This window comes from Streptomyces silaceus (assembly GCF_001419745.1).
Lineage (GTDB): Bacteria > Actinomycetota > Actinomycetes > Streptomycetales > Streptomycetaceae > Streptomyces > Streptomyces silaceus.
Genome location: NZ_LIRJ01000347.1, coordinates 1 through 15,935, shown reverse-complemented (window position 1 = coordinate 15,935; position 15,935 = coordinate 1). Strand labels below are relative to the sequence as shown.

The window sequence follows — 15,935 nt, the reverse complement described above, 5'->3', positions numbered from 1 at the left end:
GCCCGCCCGCGGGCGGACCTCAGACCTGATACCGCCCGGGGGCGAACAGCTCCAGGTTCTCGGCGACCCACGCCGACGTCCGCTTCAGCCCCTCGGCGAGGGAGACCTCCGGGACCCACCCGGCCCACTCCCGCGCCCGCGAGTTGTCCGACAGCAACCGCTCCACCTCGCTGCCCGAAGGACGCAGCCGCGCCGGGTCGACGACCACCGACGCCTCGCGCCCGGACGCGGCGATCAGCGCCTCGGCCAGGTCACCGATGGAGATCTCCCGGCCCACGCCGAGGTTCACCGCGTGCCCGAGCGCCCGGTCGCACGCCGCCATCGCCATGAACCCGCGGGCCGTGTCCGTCACATACGTGAAGTCCCGCGTGGGCGTCAGCGAACCGAGCTTGATCTCCCTTGCGCCCGCGTGCAGTTGGGCGAGGATCGCGGGGATGACGGCACGGGCCGACTGGCGCGGACCGTAGGTGTTGAAGGGCCGCACCACCGTCACCGGCAGCTCGAAGGCGTGCCAGTGCGAGAGCGCCATCATGTCGGCGCCGATCTTCGAGGCGGAGTACGGCGACTGCGGCTGCAGCGGATGGGACTCGCTGATCGGCGCGGTCAGCGCCGTCCCGTACACCTCGCTCGTGGAGGTGTGGACGAGCCGCCGCACCGAGTGCCGCCGGCACGCCTCCGCGACGTTCTCGGTGCCGACGACGTTCGTCTGGACGTACGCGCCCGGGGAGTCGTACGAGTACGGGATGCCGATCAGCGCGGCGAGGTGGAAGACCGTGTCGCAGCCCGCGACCGCGTCCATCACGCGCCCCGGGTCCCGCACGTCGCCCGCGATCATCTCGACGCGCGGGTCGCCGAGCAGATGCGCGAGGTGACCCTTCTCCGCGTACGGCTTGTAGTGCACGAGGGCGCGGACCTTCGCGCCCTCCGCGAGCAGCAGGTCGACCAGCGTCGAGCCGATGAACCCCTCGGCGCCGGTGACGAGGACGGTGCGGTCGTGCCAGGAGAAGGGGGTGTTCATGCGTACTCCAAGTGAGGGGTGACGTGGGCGAGTTCGAGGACCCGCGCGGCGAGCAGATCGGCGGCGCGGGCGTGCGGTCCGGGGTCCGCGGCGCCGCTCATCGCGGCGAGGCGCGCGGGGTCCGCGAGCAGCGGTCCGAGCAGCTCCGCGAGGCGCTCCGCGGTGGTCTCGGCGTCGGGCAGCAGAAGGCCGGCGCCCGCGTCGGACAGGACCCGGGCGTTGTGGGTCTGGTGGTCGCCGGGCGCGTGCGGATAGGGCACGAGGACGGCGGGCACCCCGGTGGTGGCCAGCTCCGCGACCGTCGCGGAGCCCGCGCGGCAGACGACGAGGTCGGCGGCGGCGTAGGAGAGGTCCATGCGGTCGAGGTAGGGGACGGCGCGCGCCACCGCGTTCCCGCCCTCGAACGCGAGCCGGTCCCGCGCGTCGTCGAGGGCCGCGGGACCCGTCTTGATCAGCAGGTACACGTCGGGCCGGTCGTGCCACCGGGCGGCGAGGCCGAGCGCGGCCTCCGTCAGGCGCGCGGCGCCCAGGCTGCCGCCGTTGAAGAGGACGAGCCGGGCCCCCTCGGGCACACCGAGCGCGCGGCGGGCCTCGGCGCGCAGCGCGGCCCGGTCGAGCGCGGCGAGCGGCGCGGCGATGGGCATCCCCGTGGTGTGCGCCCGCTCGCCGCCCGGCAGGTGCGCGCGGCTGCGGTCGAAGGCGACGGCGATGTGCGGGGTGAGGCGGGCCGCGAACCGGTTGGCGCGGCCGGGCACGGCGTTGGACTCGTGGATGAGGCTCGGCAGGCCCGCCATGCGGGCGCCCACGATGACGGGGGCACTGGGGTAGCCGCCCATGCCGACGGCGACCTGCGCGCCCTGCTCGCGCAGGATGGCGCGGCACTGCGCGCCGGACTTCATCAGCGCGGCGGGCAGCAGATAGCGGCGGGCCCCGAGCGAGGGGTCGAAGGGGATCATGTCGACGGTGTGCAGGCGGTACCCGGCGTCCGGTATCAGCCGGGTCTCCAGGCCGCGCTCGGTGCCGACGAAGGAGATCACCGCGTCGGGCACGGCCCGGCGCAGCGCGTCGGCGAGGGCGAGACCGGGATAGATGTGCCCACCGGTGCCGCCCGCGCCGATCACGACGGAGAGGCGGGAGCGCCCCGAGGGATCGGAGTGAGTGGTTCGCATGGCAGTGGAGCTTCACGCGAGGGTCTAAGAGGGTTTTAAGAGCCGCGTTTGGCACCTTTGGTGCATGAGCTTCACGAGCATGCCCGGCAAGGGCGGCCCGCCGGGCGCGGGCGGGGCGGCGCCGCACCGGATCCTCGTCGTCGACGACGACCCCGAGGTCCGTGCCGCCGTCGAGGACGCCCTGACGGTCGAGGGCCACCAGGTGCGGGGCGCGGCCGACGGCCACCGCGCGCTCACAGCGGTGGCGCGCTGGGAGCCCGACCTCGTCGTCCTTGACGTCCTGATGCCGGTCATGGACGGCCTCGCCGTCTGCCGTCAGCTGCGCGCCGCGGGCGACCGCACACCGGTGCTCGTGCTGACCGCCCTGGACTCGGTGAGCGAGCGCGTGGACGGCCTGGACGCGGGCGCCGACGACTACCTGGTCAAGCCGTTCGCGCTCGACGAGCTGGTGGCGCGCGTCCGGGCGCTGCTGCGGCGCGCGACCCCGGAGCGGGCCGCGGACGAGGGCGACGACCTCGTGTACGGCGATCTCGTCCTTGACCCGGCCACCCGCACGGGCCGACGCGGCGACCGCACCGTCGAGTTCAGCCGCACGGAGGCCGCCCTCCTGGAGCTCCTGCTGCGCAACGCGGGGCAGGTCCTGCCACGCGAGCTGATCCAGCGGACCGTGTGGGGCCGCGACTTCGGCCCGGACTCCAACTCCCTGGCGGTGTACGTCGGTTACCTGCGCCGCAAGCTGGAGTCGGGCGGCGAGCCGCGTCTGGTCCACACCGTGCACGGCGTCGGCTACCGCCTGGGCTCGCCGTGACCGCGCGGCGCAGGCTCGGCGCGCGCTGGCGGCGCCGCAGGCCGCTGCGCACCCGGCTCGCGGTCGCCGCCGCGGCCGCCGTGGCGCTGGTGGCGATCGGGGTGTGCGCGGCCGCGTTCTTCGTGATCCGCTTCAAGCTCTACCAGCAGCTCGACCAGAACCTCGCGCAGACGGCCACGCTCGTCGCCCAGCAGCACCGCGCCGAGGGCCCCGGCGTCATGACCGGCGAGTGCCGCTACCTGGGCGCCCCCGCCTGCTCACAGATCGTCCCCGAGGACCCGGCGGACGACCCGGCGAAGCCCTACCTGCTGCCCGTCTCCGCCGAGACGCGCGCGGTCGCCGCCGGCCGGCACGCCGCGTACTACTCGAACTTCGACCTGCCCGGCGGCAAGCCGGGCCGGATGTACACCACCACGTTCGGCAAGGACGGCGAGGCCGTGCAGGTCGCCCTGCGCGCCGACATCGCCGAACGCGGCGTCCGCCAGGCCGCCTCGCTGCTCGCCGCGGTGGGCGGCGCGGGCGTGCTGCTGTCCGCCGTCGGCGGCTACTGGGTCTCGCGCACGGGGCTGGCCCCGATCACCCGCCTGACCGCCACCGCCGAACGCATCGCCGCCACCCGCGACGCCCGCCACCGCATCGAACTGCCGCCGGGCCCGCCGGGCCGCGAGGACGAGGTGACCCGCCTGGCCACCTCGTTCAACACGATGCTCGCCGAACTGGAGGAGTCCGTCACGGCCCGCCGCCGCCTGGTCGCCGACGCCTCGCACGAGCTGCGCACCCCGCTGACCGCGCTGCGCACGAACGCCGAACTCCTCGCCAGGGCGGACCGGTTGACCGACGCGCAGCGCGAGCGCGCCTCGGGTGCGCTCGGCCGTCAGCTGCGCGAGGTCACCGGCCTGGTCAACGACCTGATCGAACTGGCCAGGGAGGCCGAACCGCAGCCGCTGCTCGAAGAGGTACGGCTCGCCCCGCTGGCCGCGCACGCGGTCGACGCGGCCCGCGGCCACTGGCCCGCCGTCCCCTTCTCGCTCCAGGTGGCGCCCGAGGCGGCGGAGCTCAGCGTGCCCGGCGTACCGGCCCGCCTCTCGCGCCTGCTCACCAACCTCCTGGACAACGCGGCCAAGTTCAGCCCGCCGGGCGCGCCGGTCGAGGTCGCGCTGACGCCCACGGCCCTGACCGTGCGCGACCACGGCCCCGGCATCGCGGAGGAGGACCTCCCCCACGTCTTCGACCGCTTCTACCGCGCGGAGAAGGCCCGCGCCCTGCCGGGCTCGGGCCTGGGTCTCGCGATGGCACGCCAGATCGCGCACGCGCACGGCGCGGAGCTGACGGCGCAGCGGGCGCCGGGCGGCGGCGCGCTGTTCCGCCTCACCCTGCCGGCGCCCTGACGGCGCCGGCCCCCGGGCCCCGGCCGGCTACTTCTTCGCCCAGGCGCAACTGCCCAGCGTGGCCTTGCCCTTGGCGACGAGCCGGTCGGCCTCGCGAGCGACGAGGACGCGGGTCTTCTCGCCCTTGCACACCACGGTGCGCTCCCCGTGCCCGGCCAGGTCGACCAGGATCTGGTCCCAGTGCCGGTACTGCACGTCGTGCCCGGAGTCCGCGTAGGACCGCACCTTCGCCTTGCCGGGCAGCGCCTCCTGCCACGTCTTGAGCGTGGCGGGCGGGACGGTGGTGTCCTTCTTGCCGCCGTACAGGTAGACGGGGGCGTCCAGCTTCGACAGGTCCGGCCCCGGGCGCTGACAGTACAGCTTCTGCTCGTGCACCTGCGGCGCCGGGTCGGCCTGCTGCCCGCGCTGGTTGTAGGTGCGCGCGCCCTCCTCGTACGCGGTGTCGGCGAAGCCCGGTATCGACTTCACGGGACTGTCGTCGGGGAAGGCCCACCACGTGCGCGGGTCCTTGATCTGGTCCTTCACGGCGTCGGCGAGCGCGTCGTCGGACAGTCCGCAGTACGCGGCCTTCGGGCCGTAGGGCGGCAGTGCGGCGGCGAGGTGGAGCTGCGAGATCCGGCCGGGGGCCAGTTCGGCCAGCTCGGCGGCGTAGGGGCCGCCGCCGGAGATCGCGATCACGGACACCTCGTCGACGCCGATCTTGTCGAGGACCTCGACGACGTCCTTCGCGTAGTCGGCCTTGCCCAGCTTCTCGTCGAACGCGGTGTCGCCGAAGCCGTTGCGCTCCACGGAGATCAGCCGCAGGCCGAGGTCCTCACGCGTCGTGCGGAAGAAGTCCGTCATGTGCGAGGCGCGGGCGCTGGTGCCGGTGCCGCCGATGAACAGGACGGGCTTGCCGTCCTTGTTCCCGGTGTCGGAGTAGTGCGCGGTCCGCCCGCCGGAGAGCTTCACCGGCCGCACGTCCGGGCCGAGCGAGTCGAAGGCGTCCTGGACCTTCGGCTCGGGCGGCGGGCTCGCACTGACCTCGCCGGAGCCGCCGATCAGCAGCGCACCGAGGACGGTGCAGGTGGCGGCGCCTATCGCGACGGCGGCGGTGCGGGCGTGACCGTTCGAGCTCAAGGGTGACTCCAGGGGCAGGACTGGCTGACCGGCGGCGCCTGCCCCGGCCCCTGGGCCTTAAACCTACGAATTCGCGCCGGCCGCCGGAGCGTGGGCGACCAGGGCGTTTTTGACACCATATGCGGCCTGGTGAGGGCTTGGCGCGCGGTTCCCCGCGCCCCTGAGAAGCCCTCCCCCGGTCCACAACCTGCCGAGAGTCCTAGAACCCCGGCGGCTCCACGTAGATCCCCCACTCGTCCCGCAGGACCCCGCAGATCTCACCGAGGGTCGCCTCGGACCGCACCGCGTCGAGCATCGGCGCGATCATGTTCGACCCGTCCCGCGCGGCCGCCAGCATCGCGTCGAGGGAGGCCCGCACCCGCGCCTCGTCCCGCCGCTCCTTGCGCCCCGCGAGCTCACGGACCTGCTCCCGCTCCACCTCGTGGCTGACCCGCAGGATCTCCAGGTCGCCGGTGACGGAGCCGTGGTGGACGTTCACGCCCACGACCCGCTTGTCGCCCTTCTCCAGGGCCTGCTGGTACTGGAACGCCGACTCGGCGATCTCGCCGGTGAACCAGCCGTCCTCGATGCCCCGCAGGATGCCCGAGGTGATCGGCCCGATCGGGTGCTGCCCGTCCGGGTGGGCGCGGCGCCCCCGCTCCTTGATCTGGTCGAAGATCTTCTCGGCGTCGGCCTCGATGCGGTCGGTGAGCTGCTCGATGTACCAGGAGCCGCCCAGCGGGTCCGCCACGTTGGCGACGCCGGTCTCCTCCATGAGCACCTGCTGCGTCCGCAGCGCGATCTCGGCGGCCTGCTCGCTCGGCAGGGCGAGGGTCTCGTCGAGGGCGTTGGTGTGCAGCGAGTTGGTGCCGCCGAGGACGGCCGCGAGCGCCTCGACGGCGGTGCGCACGACGTTGTTGTACGGCTGCTGCGCGGTGAGCGAGACACCGGCGGTCTGCGTGTGGAAGCGCAGCCACTGGGCCTTGTCGGTCTTCGCCCCGTACTCGTCGCGCAGCCAGCGGGCCCAGATGCGGCGCGCGGCGCGGAACTTGGCGATCTCCTCGAAGAAGTCGACGTGCGCGTCGAAGAAGAAGGAGAGGCCGGGCGCGAAGACGTCCACGTCGAGGCCGCGCGAGAGGCCGAGCTCCACGTACCCGAAGCCGTCGGCCAGGGTGTACGCCAGCTCCTGCGCGGCCGTCGCCCCGGCCTCGCGGATGTGGTAGCCGGAGACCGAGAGCGGCTTGTACGCGGGGATATCGCGCGCGCAGTGCTCCATCAGGTCGCCGATGAGGCGCAGATGCGGCTCGGGCTGGAAGAGCCACTCCTTCTGCGCGATGTACTCCTTGAAGATGTCGGTCTGCAGCGTGCCGTTGAGGATGCCGGGGTCGACGCCCTGCCGCTCGGCCGCGACGAGGTACATGCAGAAGACGGGCACGGCGGGGCCGGAGATCGTCATCGACGTCGTGACGTCGCCCAGCGGGATGTCCTTGAAGAGGACCTCCATGTCGGCGGCGGAGTCGATGGCGACGCCACAGTGCCCGACCTCGCCGAGCGAGCGCGGGTCGTCGGAGTCGCGGCCCATGAGCGTCGGCATGTCGAACGCGACGGAGAGCCCGCCGCCGCCGTTGGCCAGGATCATCTTGTAGCGCTCGTTCGTCTGCTCGGCGTTGCCGAAGCCGGCGAACTGGCGGATGGTCCAGGTCCTGCCGCGGTATCCGGTCGGGTAGAGCCCGCGCGTGAAGGGGTACTCACCGGGCCAGCCGATGCGCTCGAACCCCTCGTACGTGTCCCCGTCCCGGGGTCCGTAGACCGGGTCGACCGGGTCTCCGGAGAGCGTGGTGAAGTCCGCGTCGCGCTTGCGGGCCTTGTCGTAACGGGCCTGCCAGCGACGGCGGCCTTCCTCGATGGCGTCAGCGTCCATGCCTTCGAATTTACTAGGACGTCCTAGTAAATGTCGATGGCGGACCGCCACGGACCTGTCCGTGGCGGCGGGGTTACGCCTTTGCGGTGACCGGGGAGCCGTCGTTGATCAGCGGCTCGACCTCGCGGACGACCTTGCGCTCGACGAAGAACGCGGCAGTCGGGATGGTGCCCGAGATCAGCACCCACAGGAGCTTGCCGAACGGCCACTTCGCCTTGGAGCCCAGGTCGAAGGCGAAGATCAGGTAGATGATGTAGAGAACGCCGTGGACCTGCGACACGACGAGCGTCAGACCCTCGCCCTTGTCGAAGCCGTACTTGAACACCATGCAGGTGCACAGGACGAGCAACATGATGGCGGTGACATAGGCCATCACCCGGTAGCGGGTCAGCACGCTTCGCTTCATGGCTACGAGCGTAACCGCCTGTTTTGCGCGATCTTCGCCGCCCCCGCCCCGAGCGGAACCGACGGCTCTGCTTTCGCCTCGGGCAGGCCCTACTTCTCCTCGAAATCCTCCGCCGCCACCCGCAGGGGCCTCAGCATCGCGAAGATCTCGCCGCACTCCTCCGCGTCGTACACCCCGAGCCCGAAGTCCATCGCCATCAGCTCGCGCGTGGCCGACTCGACGACCTCGCGGCCCTTCTCCGTGATGGAGGCGAGCGTGCCGCGGCCGTCGTTGGGGTTGGGGCGCTTGTCGACGAGCCCGGACTTCACGAGGCGGTCGACGGTGTTGGTCACGGAGGTGGGGTGCACCATGAGCCGCTCGCCGATCTTCGACATCGGCAACTCGCCGGCCTGCGAGAACGTGAGCAGCACCAGCGCCTCGTAGCGCGCGAACGTCAGTCCGTACGGCTTGACGACCGCGTCGACCTCCGCCAGCAGGATCTGGTGCGCGCGCATGATCGAGGTGATCGCGCCCATGGCCGGGACCGACCCCCAGCGCTGCTTCCAGAGCTCGTCGGCGCGGGCGATCGGATCGAAGGGGAGGCTGAGGGGCTTCGGCACGGCATCGACCTTACCCGCCGGTCATATGCTGGTCAGCCCCGTCTCGCAATTCGGTCGTACGTTCCCGGGGAGCCGTCCGGCCCGCGGCCGTGCGGCGCGCCTCGGCCACCAGGAGCAGGCAGCAGACCGTGCCGAGCGCACCGGCCCACGCGACGACGGTGCTCACCGCCCAGAACTCGGCGGCCAGCCCGGCCAGGGACATCCCGATCCCCTGGACCGTCATGAGCCCCGCGGTGAGCAGGGTCATCGCCCGGCCCCGCAGGTCGTCGGGGACCGCGTCGACGAACCAGCGGTCGAGGCCCAGGGTGTACGCCGAGCCGGCCCCGGCGAGCGCGAGCGCGGCGAGGGCCAGCGGGAGGCCGGGCACGGCCGCGTACACGGCGAGCGGGACGAGGGTGAGCGCGGCGAGCGGCAGCACGACGCGGGCCCGCGCGGCGGCGGACAGCGCGGAGCCCGCGTACAGCTCGCCCGCGATGGTGCCCACCGGCAGCGCGCACATCAGCAGGCCGACGGCCCAGGTGCCGATGCCGAGCTGGTCGGCGTAGGGGGCGGCGAGCACTTCCGGGGCGACGAGGAACATCGGCGGCACCCAGAAGAGCAGGAGCAGGGCGCGTACGCGGCGGTCGCCCAGGACGCGGCGGGCGCCGTCGAGCGAGTCGCGGACCAGCGCCTTCTTCTCGCCGTCGCCCCCGCGCGCGGGGCGGCGCCCGGTCCCGTAGCGCAGCAGCAACGCGGAGACGGCGAAGGTCACGACGGTGATGACGAGGGCGCCGCGCGGCGGGACGAGGGTGAGCAGCACGCCGCCGAGGCCGAAGCCGACGAGGACGGAGCTCTGGGAGACGATCCGCAGCAGGGAGCGGCCGAGGACGAAGAGGTCGCCGTCGCCGAGGATGTCGGTGAGGGTCACCATGCGGGTGCCGTTGAAGACGGGTGAGACGAGGGCGATGGCGCAGCGCAGGGCGAGCAGCGCGGCGACGGGGGTGGCGGGCAGGGCCATGAGGGCGGCGCAGCCCGCGCAGAGGAGGTCGCAGAGGACGAGGACGCGTCGTGGTGGGTGGCGGTCGGCGATGCCGGAGAGCAGGGTGCCGCCCACGAGGTAGGGGAGCATGCCGAGCGCGAAGGTGAGGGCGGCGAGCAGGGGTGAGCCGGTGAGGCCGTAGACGAGGACGGTCAGCGCGATCTCGCTCACGAGGACGCCGAGCAGGGAGAGGGCGTGCGCGGCGAAGACGACGCGGAACTCGCGCACCGCGAAGACCCGGGCGTACCCGGTGGGCTTTTCTGGCATGGCGGCAGCCTCACGCGGGGGCGGTGGCGGGCCTAGAGTTTCGGCCTCGGGCGAATCTTCGGGGTGCGGCGAGGGGGTCGGTGTGCCGTTCCACATCCATTTCGGGCAGGACGATCTGTTGCGCTGCCGGTTCGCGGTGTCGCCGCTGTGGGAGACGCAGGAGGCGGTGCGCACGCTGAAGCGTCCGGAGCGGCAGGGCTATCACCCGCGGTGGCTGCGTCGGATCCGGGAGGCGGGCCGGGGTCTGGATCTGGCGGGGCTGTGGCTGCTGATGCCGCGGCGCGGGCATTCGCCCGACTTCCTCGGGCCGCCGCCGATCGGTCCGGCCGCGCGTTTCGAGGAGGAGATCGCGGGGGTGCGCGCGGCCGATCCGGGGGCGGCGCGGGAGGAGATGGCGCGGGCGCTGGCGTGCACTCCGGGGGCGGCCGATTCGGCGCGGGGGCGGGCGCTGCTGGCCGATCCGGCGGGTGCGGTGCGGGAGCTCGCGGATGCGCTGGAGGCGGCCTGGCGTGCGCTGGTCGAGCCGGACTGGCCGCGGCTGCGGGCGCTGCTGGAGGCCGATGTGGCCTTTCACTCGCGGCGGCTGGCGGAGGTGGGGCTCGGGGGTCTGCTGCCCGAGCTGGACCGTCGGCTGTCGTGGGACGCGGGGACGCTGACCGTGGAGTGGCGCGGTGAGCACGTGCGGCATCTGTCGGGGCAGGGTCTTGTGCTGATCCCGAGCGTGTTCTCGTGGCCGGACGTGGTGAGCGGGTTCGATCCGCCGTGGCAGCCGACGCTCGCGTATCCGGTGCGGGGCATCGCGGGGCTGTGGGCACGGCCGTCGGAGCGTACGCCCGCGGCGCTGGTGCGGCTGCTGGGGCGGGGCCGGGCGACGGTGCTCGCGGCGCTGGACGTGCCCGCCACGACGTCGGGCCTCGCGCATCGCACGGGGCTCGCGCCGTCGACGGTGTCGGCGCACCTGGGGGCGTTGCGGGATGCGGGGCTGCTGGTGTCGCGGCGGTACGGGCACCAGGTGTTCTACGAGTGCACGCCGCTCGGCATCGCGCTCGTCACCGGGGGCGGTGTCGTACAAGGGATGGATTAGTCCTTTATGAAACGATTGCCGGGCCGACTGACCGTCACCGTCGCCCAAGGGGGCTGGATGCACCGGCTGCTCCGCACGTTCACGGCGCTCGCCGCACTCACCGCGCTCGGGTTCTCCGCGGGCTGCTCGTCCGACGCGGGCTCCGGCGCGAAGGACACCTCCGTGCCCGGCCCCTCGACCGACGGGACGCGGGCCTCCTCGGGCAGCTTCTGGGTCGACCCCGACAGCGCCGCCGCCCGGCAGGTCACGCAGTGGGAGCGGGAGGGCCGCACCCAGGACGCCGAGGCGCTCAAGCGGATCTCCGAGCGGCCGGTGGCGGTGTGGCCGGCCGGCGACAACCCGGCGCCCGACATCGCGGAGGCGACGCGAGGGGCCGCGGAGGAGGGGCGCACCGCGGTGCTCGTCGCGTACAACATCCCGCACCGCGACTGCGGCCAGCACTCCGCGGGCGGCGCGGGCAGCGCCGACTACTACCGGACGTGGGTGAACACCTTCGCCGACGCGATCGGCACGGCCCCCGCCGTGGTCGTCCTGGAGCCCGACGCCGTCCCGCACATCGTGGACGGCTGCACCCCGGCCGAGTACCACGCGGACCGCTACCAGCTGATCTCCGAGGCGATCCAGCGCCTGAAGCGGCAGCCGAGGGTGAAGGTCTATCTCGACGCGGGCAACCCCGGCTGGATCTCCGACGCGCGCAAGCTGACCGAGCCGCTCCAGAAGGCGGGCATCGCGCGGGCCGACGGCTTCTCGCTGAACGTCTCCAACTTCCAGGACGACGCGACGACGAAGGCGTACGGCCGCACGCTGTCGGGCACGGTCGGCGGCAAGCACTTCGTGATGGACACCAGCCGCAACGGCCGGGGCCCGCTGGCGGGCGACCGCCAGGACGCCTGGTGCAACCCGCCGGGCCGGGGCCTCGGCACCCCGCCGACCGACCGCACGGGCGATCCGCTGCTCGACGCCGTCCTGTGGATCAAGCGGCCGGGCGACTCGGACGGCCCGTGCCGGGGCGGCCCGGCGGCGGGGCAGTGGTGGCCGGACTACGCGCTGGGCCTGGCGCGCAACGCCAAGTCGGCCTGAGGGCCGGGCCGGTTCAGCCGTCCTGGCCGACCTGGATCAGTCGTCCTGGCCCACGTGGACCCACTTCGCCTTGGACGACGTGCCGTCCTGGTCGGTGACGAACAGCATGTACCAGCCCGGCGGGACCAGGGCCGCGTCGCCGCGGGGCACGTCCACGGTCACCGAGTCCTTGCCCTTGCTGAGCCCGAGCGCGATCGAGCGCTGCTCGACGTCCGTCGTGTGCGTCACGGCACTCGGGCGCATCAGGCGGGCCGAGGCGATCTTCTCGGGGTGGTCGGTGCGGAAGGTCGCGCGGCCGTCGGCGGCCAGTTGCTCGGGGCCCTCGCCGAGCACCGGGCGGTCCTTGCCGCCCTTGTGCAGCGCCGGCGGCGTGAAGATCTCCATGCGCTGCTCGAAGTGGCCGAGCTTGGTGTTCTGCTCGTTGTCGAAGAGCGGGTCCGAGCCGAAGGTGGCGACGCGGCCGTCGGGCAGCAGCAGCGCCTCGGAGTGGTAGTTGCGGCCCACTTCGGGTGACGCGGCCGTGCGGAAGGCGTTGGTCTTGGGGTCGTAGAACTGCGCCTTGTGGATGTTGCTGGCGCTGCGCCCGCGGTAGTCGGAGGAGCCGTTGGTCGTGAACACCGAGTCGTCCGGCATGAGCACGCTGTTGAGATAGCGAGTGCCCTGCGGGAGCTGCGGGCCCGTCTTGAAGGACGGGTTGTCCTCCTTGAGGTCGATCACGGCGGTGCGCCGCGTCGCCTTCTCCGACTCGCCCACTCCCCCGCCGCCCAGGATCATCACCTTCTGGTCCTGCGCGGGCGGCAGCAGCACGGACGCCGACGTCTCGGTCTGGTCGAGGTCCTCGAGCCCGGGGACCTTCTCGAACTTGTTGGTCTCCAGGTCCCACAGGCCCGGCTCGCGGCCCTTGTCGGCGGGGCCGTAGCCCGCGTTGGAGGCCGGGTAGAAGAGCTTGCCGCCCTTGGTGAGGAAGAGCGCCGGGTAGGTCGGGAAGTAACGCTTGGGGCCGTCCGTCCACTTCTTCGTCTTCGGGTCGTAGATCTCGTTGTCGCCCGGGTCGATGACGCCGACGTCGTCGAGTCCGGAGACCGCGAGGACCTTGCCGTCCGCCAGGCCGACGAGGGTCGGGTACCAGCGGGCCTTGGCCATCGGGTCGACGGGGATGTACCTCTCGGCCTTCGGGTCGAACTCGTACGCCGCCTTGATCCCCTGGAAGTCCTGCTTCTCCATGTCGATCTTCTCGGCGATGCCGTACGTGTTGTCGGCATCCTCGCCGGTCAGGCCCTCGATCTCGTACTGCGCCGACTTCTCGGTGACCGACTGTTTGCCCGTCTTGGCGGCCTCCACGAAGACCCGGGCCTCGCTGGCCTTGACCTTCGTCTTCCAGGGCTGCATCACCCCGGCCTTGTTGTAGGTGATGTCGAACTCCCGCTTGGCCCTCGGCACCTTCACGTCGAACTTGCTGACGTACTCGATGCCGGACGGCGAGCGGAACGTGGTGCCCTTCTTGAGGACCACCGGCTTGTCCGGGTTCTCGTTCTTCACGCGCATGCCGCCGCCGGCCCGCTCGACCTCGCCGTCGAGCAGTTCGTAGCGCGCGGTGCCGCCCGCCACCAGGAGCCGTCCGTCGGGGAGTTGGGCGTGCCCGGAGCAGAAGAAGTCCTCGGGGGTGGGGATCTTCTTGAAGGAGTCGTTCTCGGGGTCCCACAGGATCGTGTCGAACGAGCCCGCGTCGAACTTCTTCTGCTCGTTGCCCGATCCGGCGACGATCAGCACCTTGCCGGTGTGCAGGAGCGCCGCGTGGATGGCGTTGGTGCGGAACTCCTCGGGGATGTCGATCTGCTTCCAGGAGCCGTACTTGGCCTTGTAGCCGGGCTGGGAGATCTTGTACGAGTGGTACTTCTCCTCGGCGAAGGAGAGCGCGGCGGGAGCGTTGAGCCCCACGAGGACGACGCCCGCGCCGACTCCGATGAGCGTCTTCCTGGTGCGCTTCGAGGGCCGGTAGGCCATGGCTCAGTTCCCTCCGGTCGTCGTGCTGGTGGCGAACGCGGGCTCCGGCTCGCCGTCCTCGCTCCGCACCTTCGTCTTCAGCTTCTGCCGGGCCTCCCTGCGCCCCCTGACGAGCGTGAACGCCCAGATCGTGACGGGCGCGAGGGAGATGATCAGCGCGAGGACCGCCCAGGTGCGCATCGCCACGTGCGTGTGGTCGAGCACGAAGGAGGCGACCAGGGAGCTGATGAGCACCGCGGCCCAGAAGAGATGGATGCGGAAGGTGAGCAGCCGGTCGGGGCTGGCGTCGCCGCCTTTGGGCGTGACCACGAAGCGGCTCGGGCGGCGCACCAGGGCGGCGCCCAGCGACTTGGCGTAGATGGGCGCGGAGAGCGCCGACATCGCCATGCCGGCGAGGCCTCCGGAGCCCTCCGGCTCGTGCGGGGAGACGTTGTTGCGGCGGTTCCAGAGGTACAGGCCGATCTGGAGGGCCGCGGCGTCGCTGTAGAGCATGAGCCAGACGGACGCGGCGACCTGGGTGCCGCTGGCGCCGAACCACAGGAACAGCACACAACTGAGGATGCCGAGCAGCCAGTTGACCGCGGTCATCGGGTAGTAGACGAGCATCAGCGAGTACGAGAACAGGCGTCCGGGCGGCATCGTGAACGGCGCCTTCCAGTACTGCTTGAACAGCGTCTCGTAGGTGCCGCGCGACCAGCGCATCTGCTGCGTGAAGAAGTCCGTCCAGGACGCCGGGCCCTCGCCGACCGCCAGCACGTCGGGCGTGTAGACGGAGCGCCAGTGCCGCCGGGTGAGCGGGTTGCGGCGGCGGTGCAGCTCGAAGCCGGTCGCCATGTCCTCGGTGATCGAGTCGTACAGGCCGCCGATCTGCGTGAGCGCGCTGATGCGTACGACGTTGTTCGTGCCGACGAACATGGGGGCCCGGTAGCGGTTTCCGGCGCGCTGGATGAGCGCGTGGAAGAGGAACTGCTGGGATTCGGCGGCCTTCGTGACGGGCGTCTCGTAGTTGCCGTAGACCTGGGGGCCGACGACGAACGCGACGTCCGGGTCGCGGAAGTAACCCATCATCCGCTCCAGGAAGTTGGGGAGCGGGACGTGGTCGGTGTCCACGGACGCGAAGAAGTCGTAGTCCGCGTGGTGCAGCGCGAGCCAGGCGTTGTAGTTGCCGTGCTTGGTGCGGGTCTTGTGGGGGCCCTTCTTGCGGTTCCACTCCGGTACGCCGTGGCGCGTGAAGTGGCGTACGCCGAGTTCCTCGCACAGGGCCTTGGCCTCGGGGCTGTCGCCCTCGTCCAGGAGCCAGACGTCCAGGGGGCCGGTGTGGTGGATCCGGACCGCGCCCTCCAGGGTCGCCCGGACCATGGAGAGGGGCTCCTTGCCGGGCACGTACGTGGTGAGGAAGGCGACGCGGGTGCCTTCTTCGGGGACGACGGGGACGGGGTCCCTGGCCACCATCGTCGCGTGGGCGATCGATATGACGTTGACGAGCATGAACAGCTCGATCAGACCGATCGCCACGAGCATCGTGATGTCCAGGCCGACCAGCCAGCGGTCGCCGCCCTCGCGTTCGGTCCAGTGCGTGGGCCAGACGAGGTAGACGAGCAGGACGCCGGTGAGTATCGGCGCCAGCGTCATCAGGAGGACGGCGCGTATTCGGTGCGGCTCGCGGGACATGAGCTTGCGGTACTGGACCCGGTAGCTGCCGTCTTCGCCGTCCGGCTCTGTGAGCGGTCCGGCGAGCGTGCTGTGGGTCTCGTAGTCGTAGCCGTCAGGCTGCCGCACAGCGCCCTCCAGGTTCTGGTTCGGTGATCGAACGAGCCGATACCCACACAAAAGTGGAGATTCCCCGGCGTGTCGAACGGGGTTCGCCCGTGCGAGCGAGATATGACGGCCCACCCGGAACGGTTCACACGTTCGGCCCTCTTGAGGAACGGGGTCGTGGGCGTCTGCGCCTTGGCGGGGTCCGCGCGTGTTGTCCGTCTGCGGGGCGGGTTCGTGGGCGTCTGCGCCTTGGCGGGGTCTGCGCCTTGGCGGGGTCTGCGCCTATTGCCCGTCTTGGGGGCGGGGCCGCGGGGGTA

The 15,935-nt window shown here is 72.0% G+C and carries 13 protein-coding genes; 4 read left to right on the top strand and 9 right to left on the bottom strand.

The window, feature by feature from the left end:
* Window positions 1–19: 19 nt before the first annotated feature.
* Both AOK22_RS28620 and AOK22_RS28615 read right to left on the bottom strand, forming a co-directional pair.
* Window positions 20–1,018, bottom strand: a complete 999-nt coding sequence (locus AOK22_RS28620) for an SDR family NAD(P)-dependent oxidoreductase (protein WP_055701615.1) — start codon at window positions 1,016–1,018, stop codon at window positions 20–22.
* Window positions 1,015–2,187 (bottom strand): UDP-N-acetylglucosamine--N-acetylmuramyl-(pentapeptide) pyrophosphoryl-undecaprenol N-acetylglucosamine transferase, encoded by a 1,173-nt coding sequence (locus tag AOK22_RS28615; RefSeq protein ID WP_055701614.1) that lies wholly within the window; start codon window positions 2,185–2,187, stop codon window positions 1,015–1,017. The genes AOK22_RS28620 and AOK22_RS28615 overlap by 4 nt, the downstream gene beginning before the upstream one ends.
* Window positions 2,188–2,251: 64 nt before the next feature.
* Here AOK22_RS28615 and AOK22_RS28610 point away from each other — a divergent pair, with 64 nt between their 5' ends.
* Both AOK22_RS28610 and AOK22_RS28605 read left to right on the top strand, forming a co-directional pair.
* Window positions 2,252–2,995, top strand: coding sequence for a response regulator transcription factor (locus tag AOK22_RS28610; protein WP_425264076.1), 744 nt, complete (start codon window positions 2,252–2,254; stop codon window positions 2,993–2,995).
* Window positions 2,992–4,383 (top strand): sensor histidine kinase, encoded by a 1,392-nt coding sequence (locus tag AOK22_RS28605; protein ID WP_055701612.1) that lies wholly within the window; start codon window positions 2,992–2,994, stop codon window positions 4,381–4,383. Before AOK22_RS28610 ends, AOK22_RS28605 begins: the two co-directional genes overlap by 4 nt.
* Window positions 4,384–4,410: 27 nt before the next feature.
* On the opposite strand, the gene AOK22_RS28600 is transcribed toward AOK22_RS28605, so the two are convergent.
* The 5 genes from AOK22_RS28600 to AOK22_RS28580 form a co-directional block, all read right to left on the bottom strand.
* A complete protein-coding gene (locus tag AOK22_RS28600) occupies window positions 4,411–5,502 on the bottom strand; it encodes an alpha/beta fold hydrolase (RefSeq protein WP_055701611.1) in 1,092 nt (363 codons plus the stop codon).
* A gap of 199 nt (window positions 5,503–5,701) precedes the next feature.
* Window positions 5,702–7,402, bottom strand: a complete 1,701-nt coding sequence (gene icmA / locus AOK22_RS28595; RefSeq protein ID WP_055701610.1) for a coenzyme B12-dependent isobutyryl-CoA mutase large subunit — start codon at window positions 7,400–7,402, stop codon at window positions 5,702–5,704.
* A 73-nt stretch (window positions 7,403–7,475) separates the two neighbouring features.
* Window positions 7,476–7,808 (bottom strand): DUF3817 domain-containing protein, encoded by a 333-nt coding sequence (locus tag AOK22_RS28590; RefSeq protein WP_055701609.1) that lies wholly within the window; start codon window positions 7,806–7,808, stop codon window positions 7,476–7,478.
* Window positions 7,809–7,897: 89 nt separating this feature from the next.
* A complete protein-coding gene (locus tag AOK22_RS28585) occupies window positions 7,898–8,407 on the bottom strand; it encodes a MarR family winged helix-turn-helix transcriptional regulator (protein WP_055556497.1) in 510 nt (169 codons plus the stop codon).
* A gap of 10 nt (window positions 8,408–8,417) precedes the next feature.
* A complete protein-coding gene (locus tag AOK22_RS28580; protein WP_055701608.1) occupies window positions 8,418–9,692 on the bottom strand; it encodes an MFS transporter in 1,275 nt (424 codons plus the stop codon).
* Window positions 9,693–9,774: 82 nt separating this feature from the next.
* Between AOK22_RS28580 and AOK22_RS28575 the strand changes: the two genes are divergently transcribed.
* Together AOK22_RS28575 and AOK22_RS28570 are read left to right on the top strand one after the other, a co-directional pair.
* Window positions 9,775–10,776: an ArsR/SmtB family transcription factor gene (locus tag AOK22_RS28575; protein WP_055701607.1), complete on the top strand. Its 1,002-nt coding sequence runs from the start codon at window positions 9,775–9,777 to the stop codon at window positions 10,774–10,776.
* A 6-nt stretch (window positions 10,777–10,782) separates the two neighbouring features.
* Window positions 10,783–11,856 carry a glycoside hydrolase family 6 protein gene (locus AOK22_RS28570; protein WP_425264075.1) on the top strand — a complete coding sequence of 358 codons (1,074 nt, stop codon included), beginning with the start codon at window positions 10,783–10,785 and terminating at the stop codon, window positions 11,854–11,856.
* 36 nt (window positions 11,857–11,892) lie between these two features.
* Here the strand turns inward: AOK22_RS28570 and glxA are convergent, their stop codons facing one another.
* Both glxA and AOK22_RS28560 read right to left on the bottom strand, forming a co-directional pair.
* Complete coding sequence (glxA, locus tag AOK22_RS28565) at window positions 11,893–13,860, bottom strand: radical copper oxidase GlxA (protein ID WP_055701605.1); 1,968 nt, start codon at window positions 13,858–13,860, stop codon at window positions 11,893–11,895.
* A 3-nt stretch (window positions 13,861–13,863) separates the two neighbouring features.
* Window positions 13,864–15,639 (bottom strand): glycosyltransferase family 2 protein, encoded by a 1,776-nt coding sequence (locus AOK22_RS28560; protein WP_244165098.1) that lies wholly within the window; start codon window positions 15,637–15,639, stop codon window positions 13,864–13,866.
* Window positions 15,640–15,935: the final 296 nt, after the last annotated feature.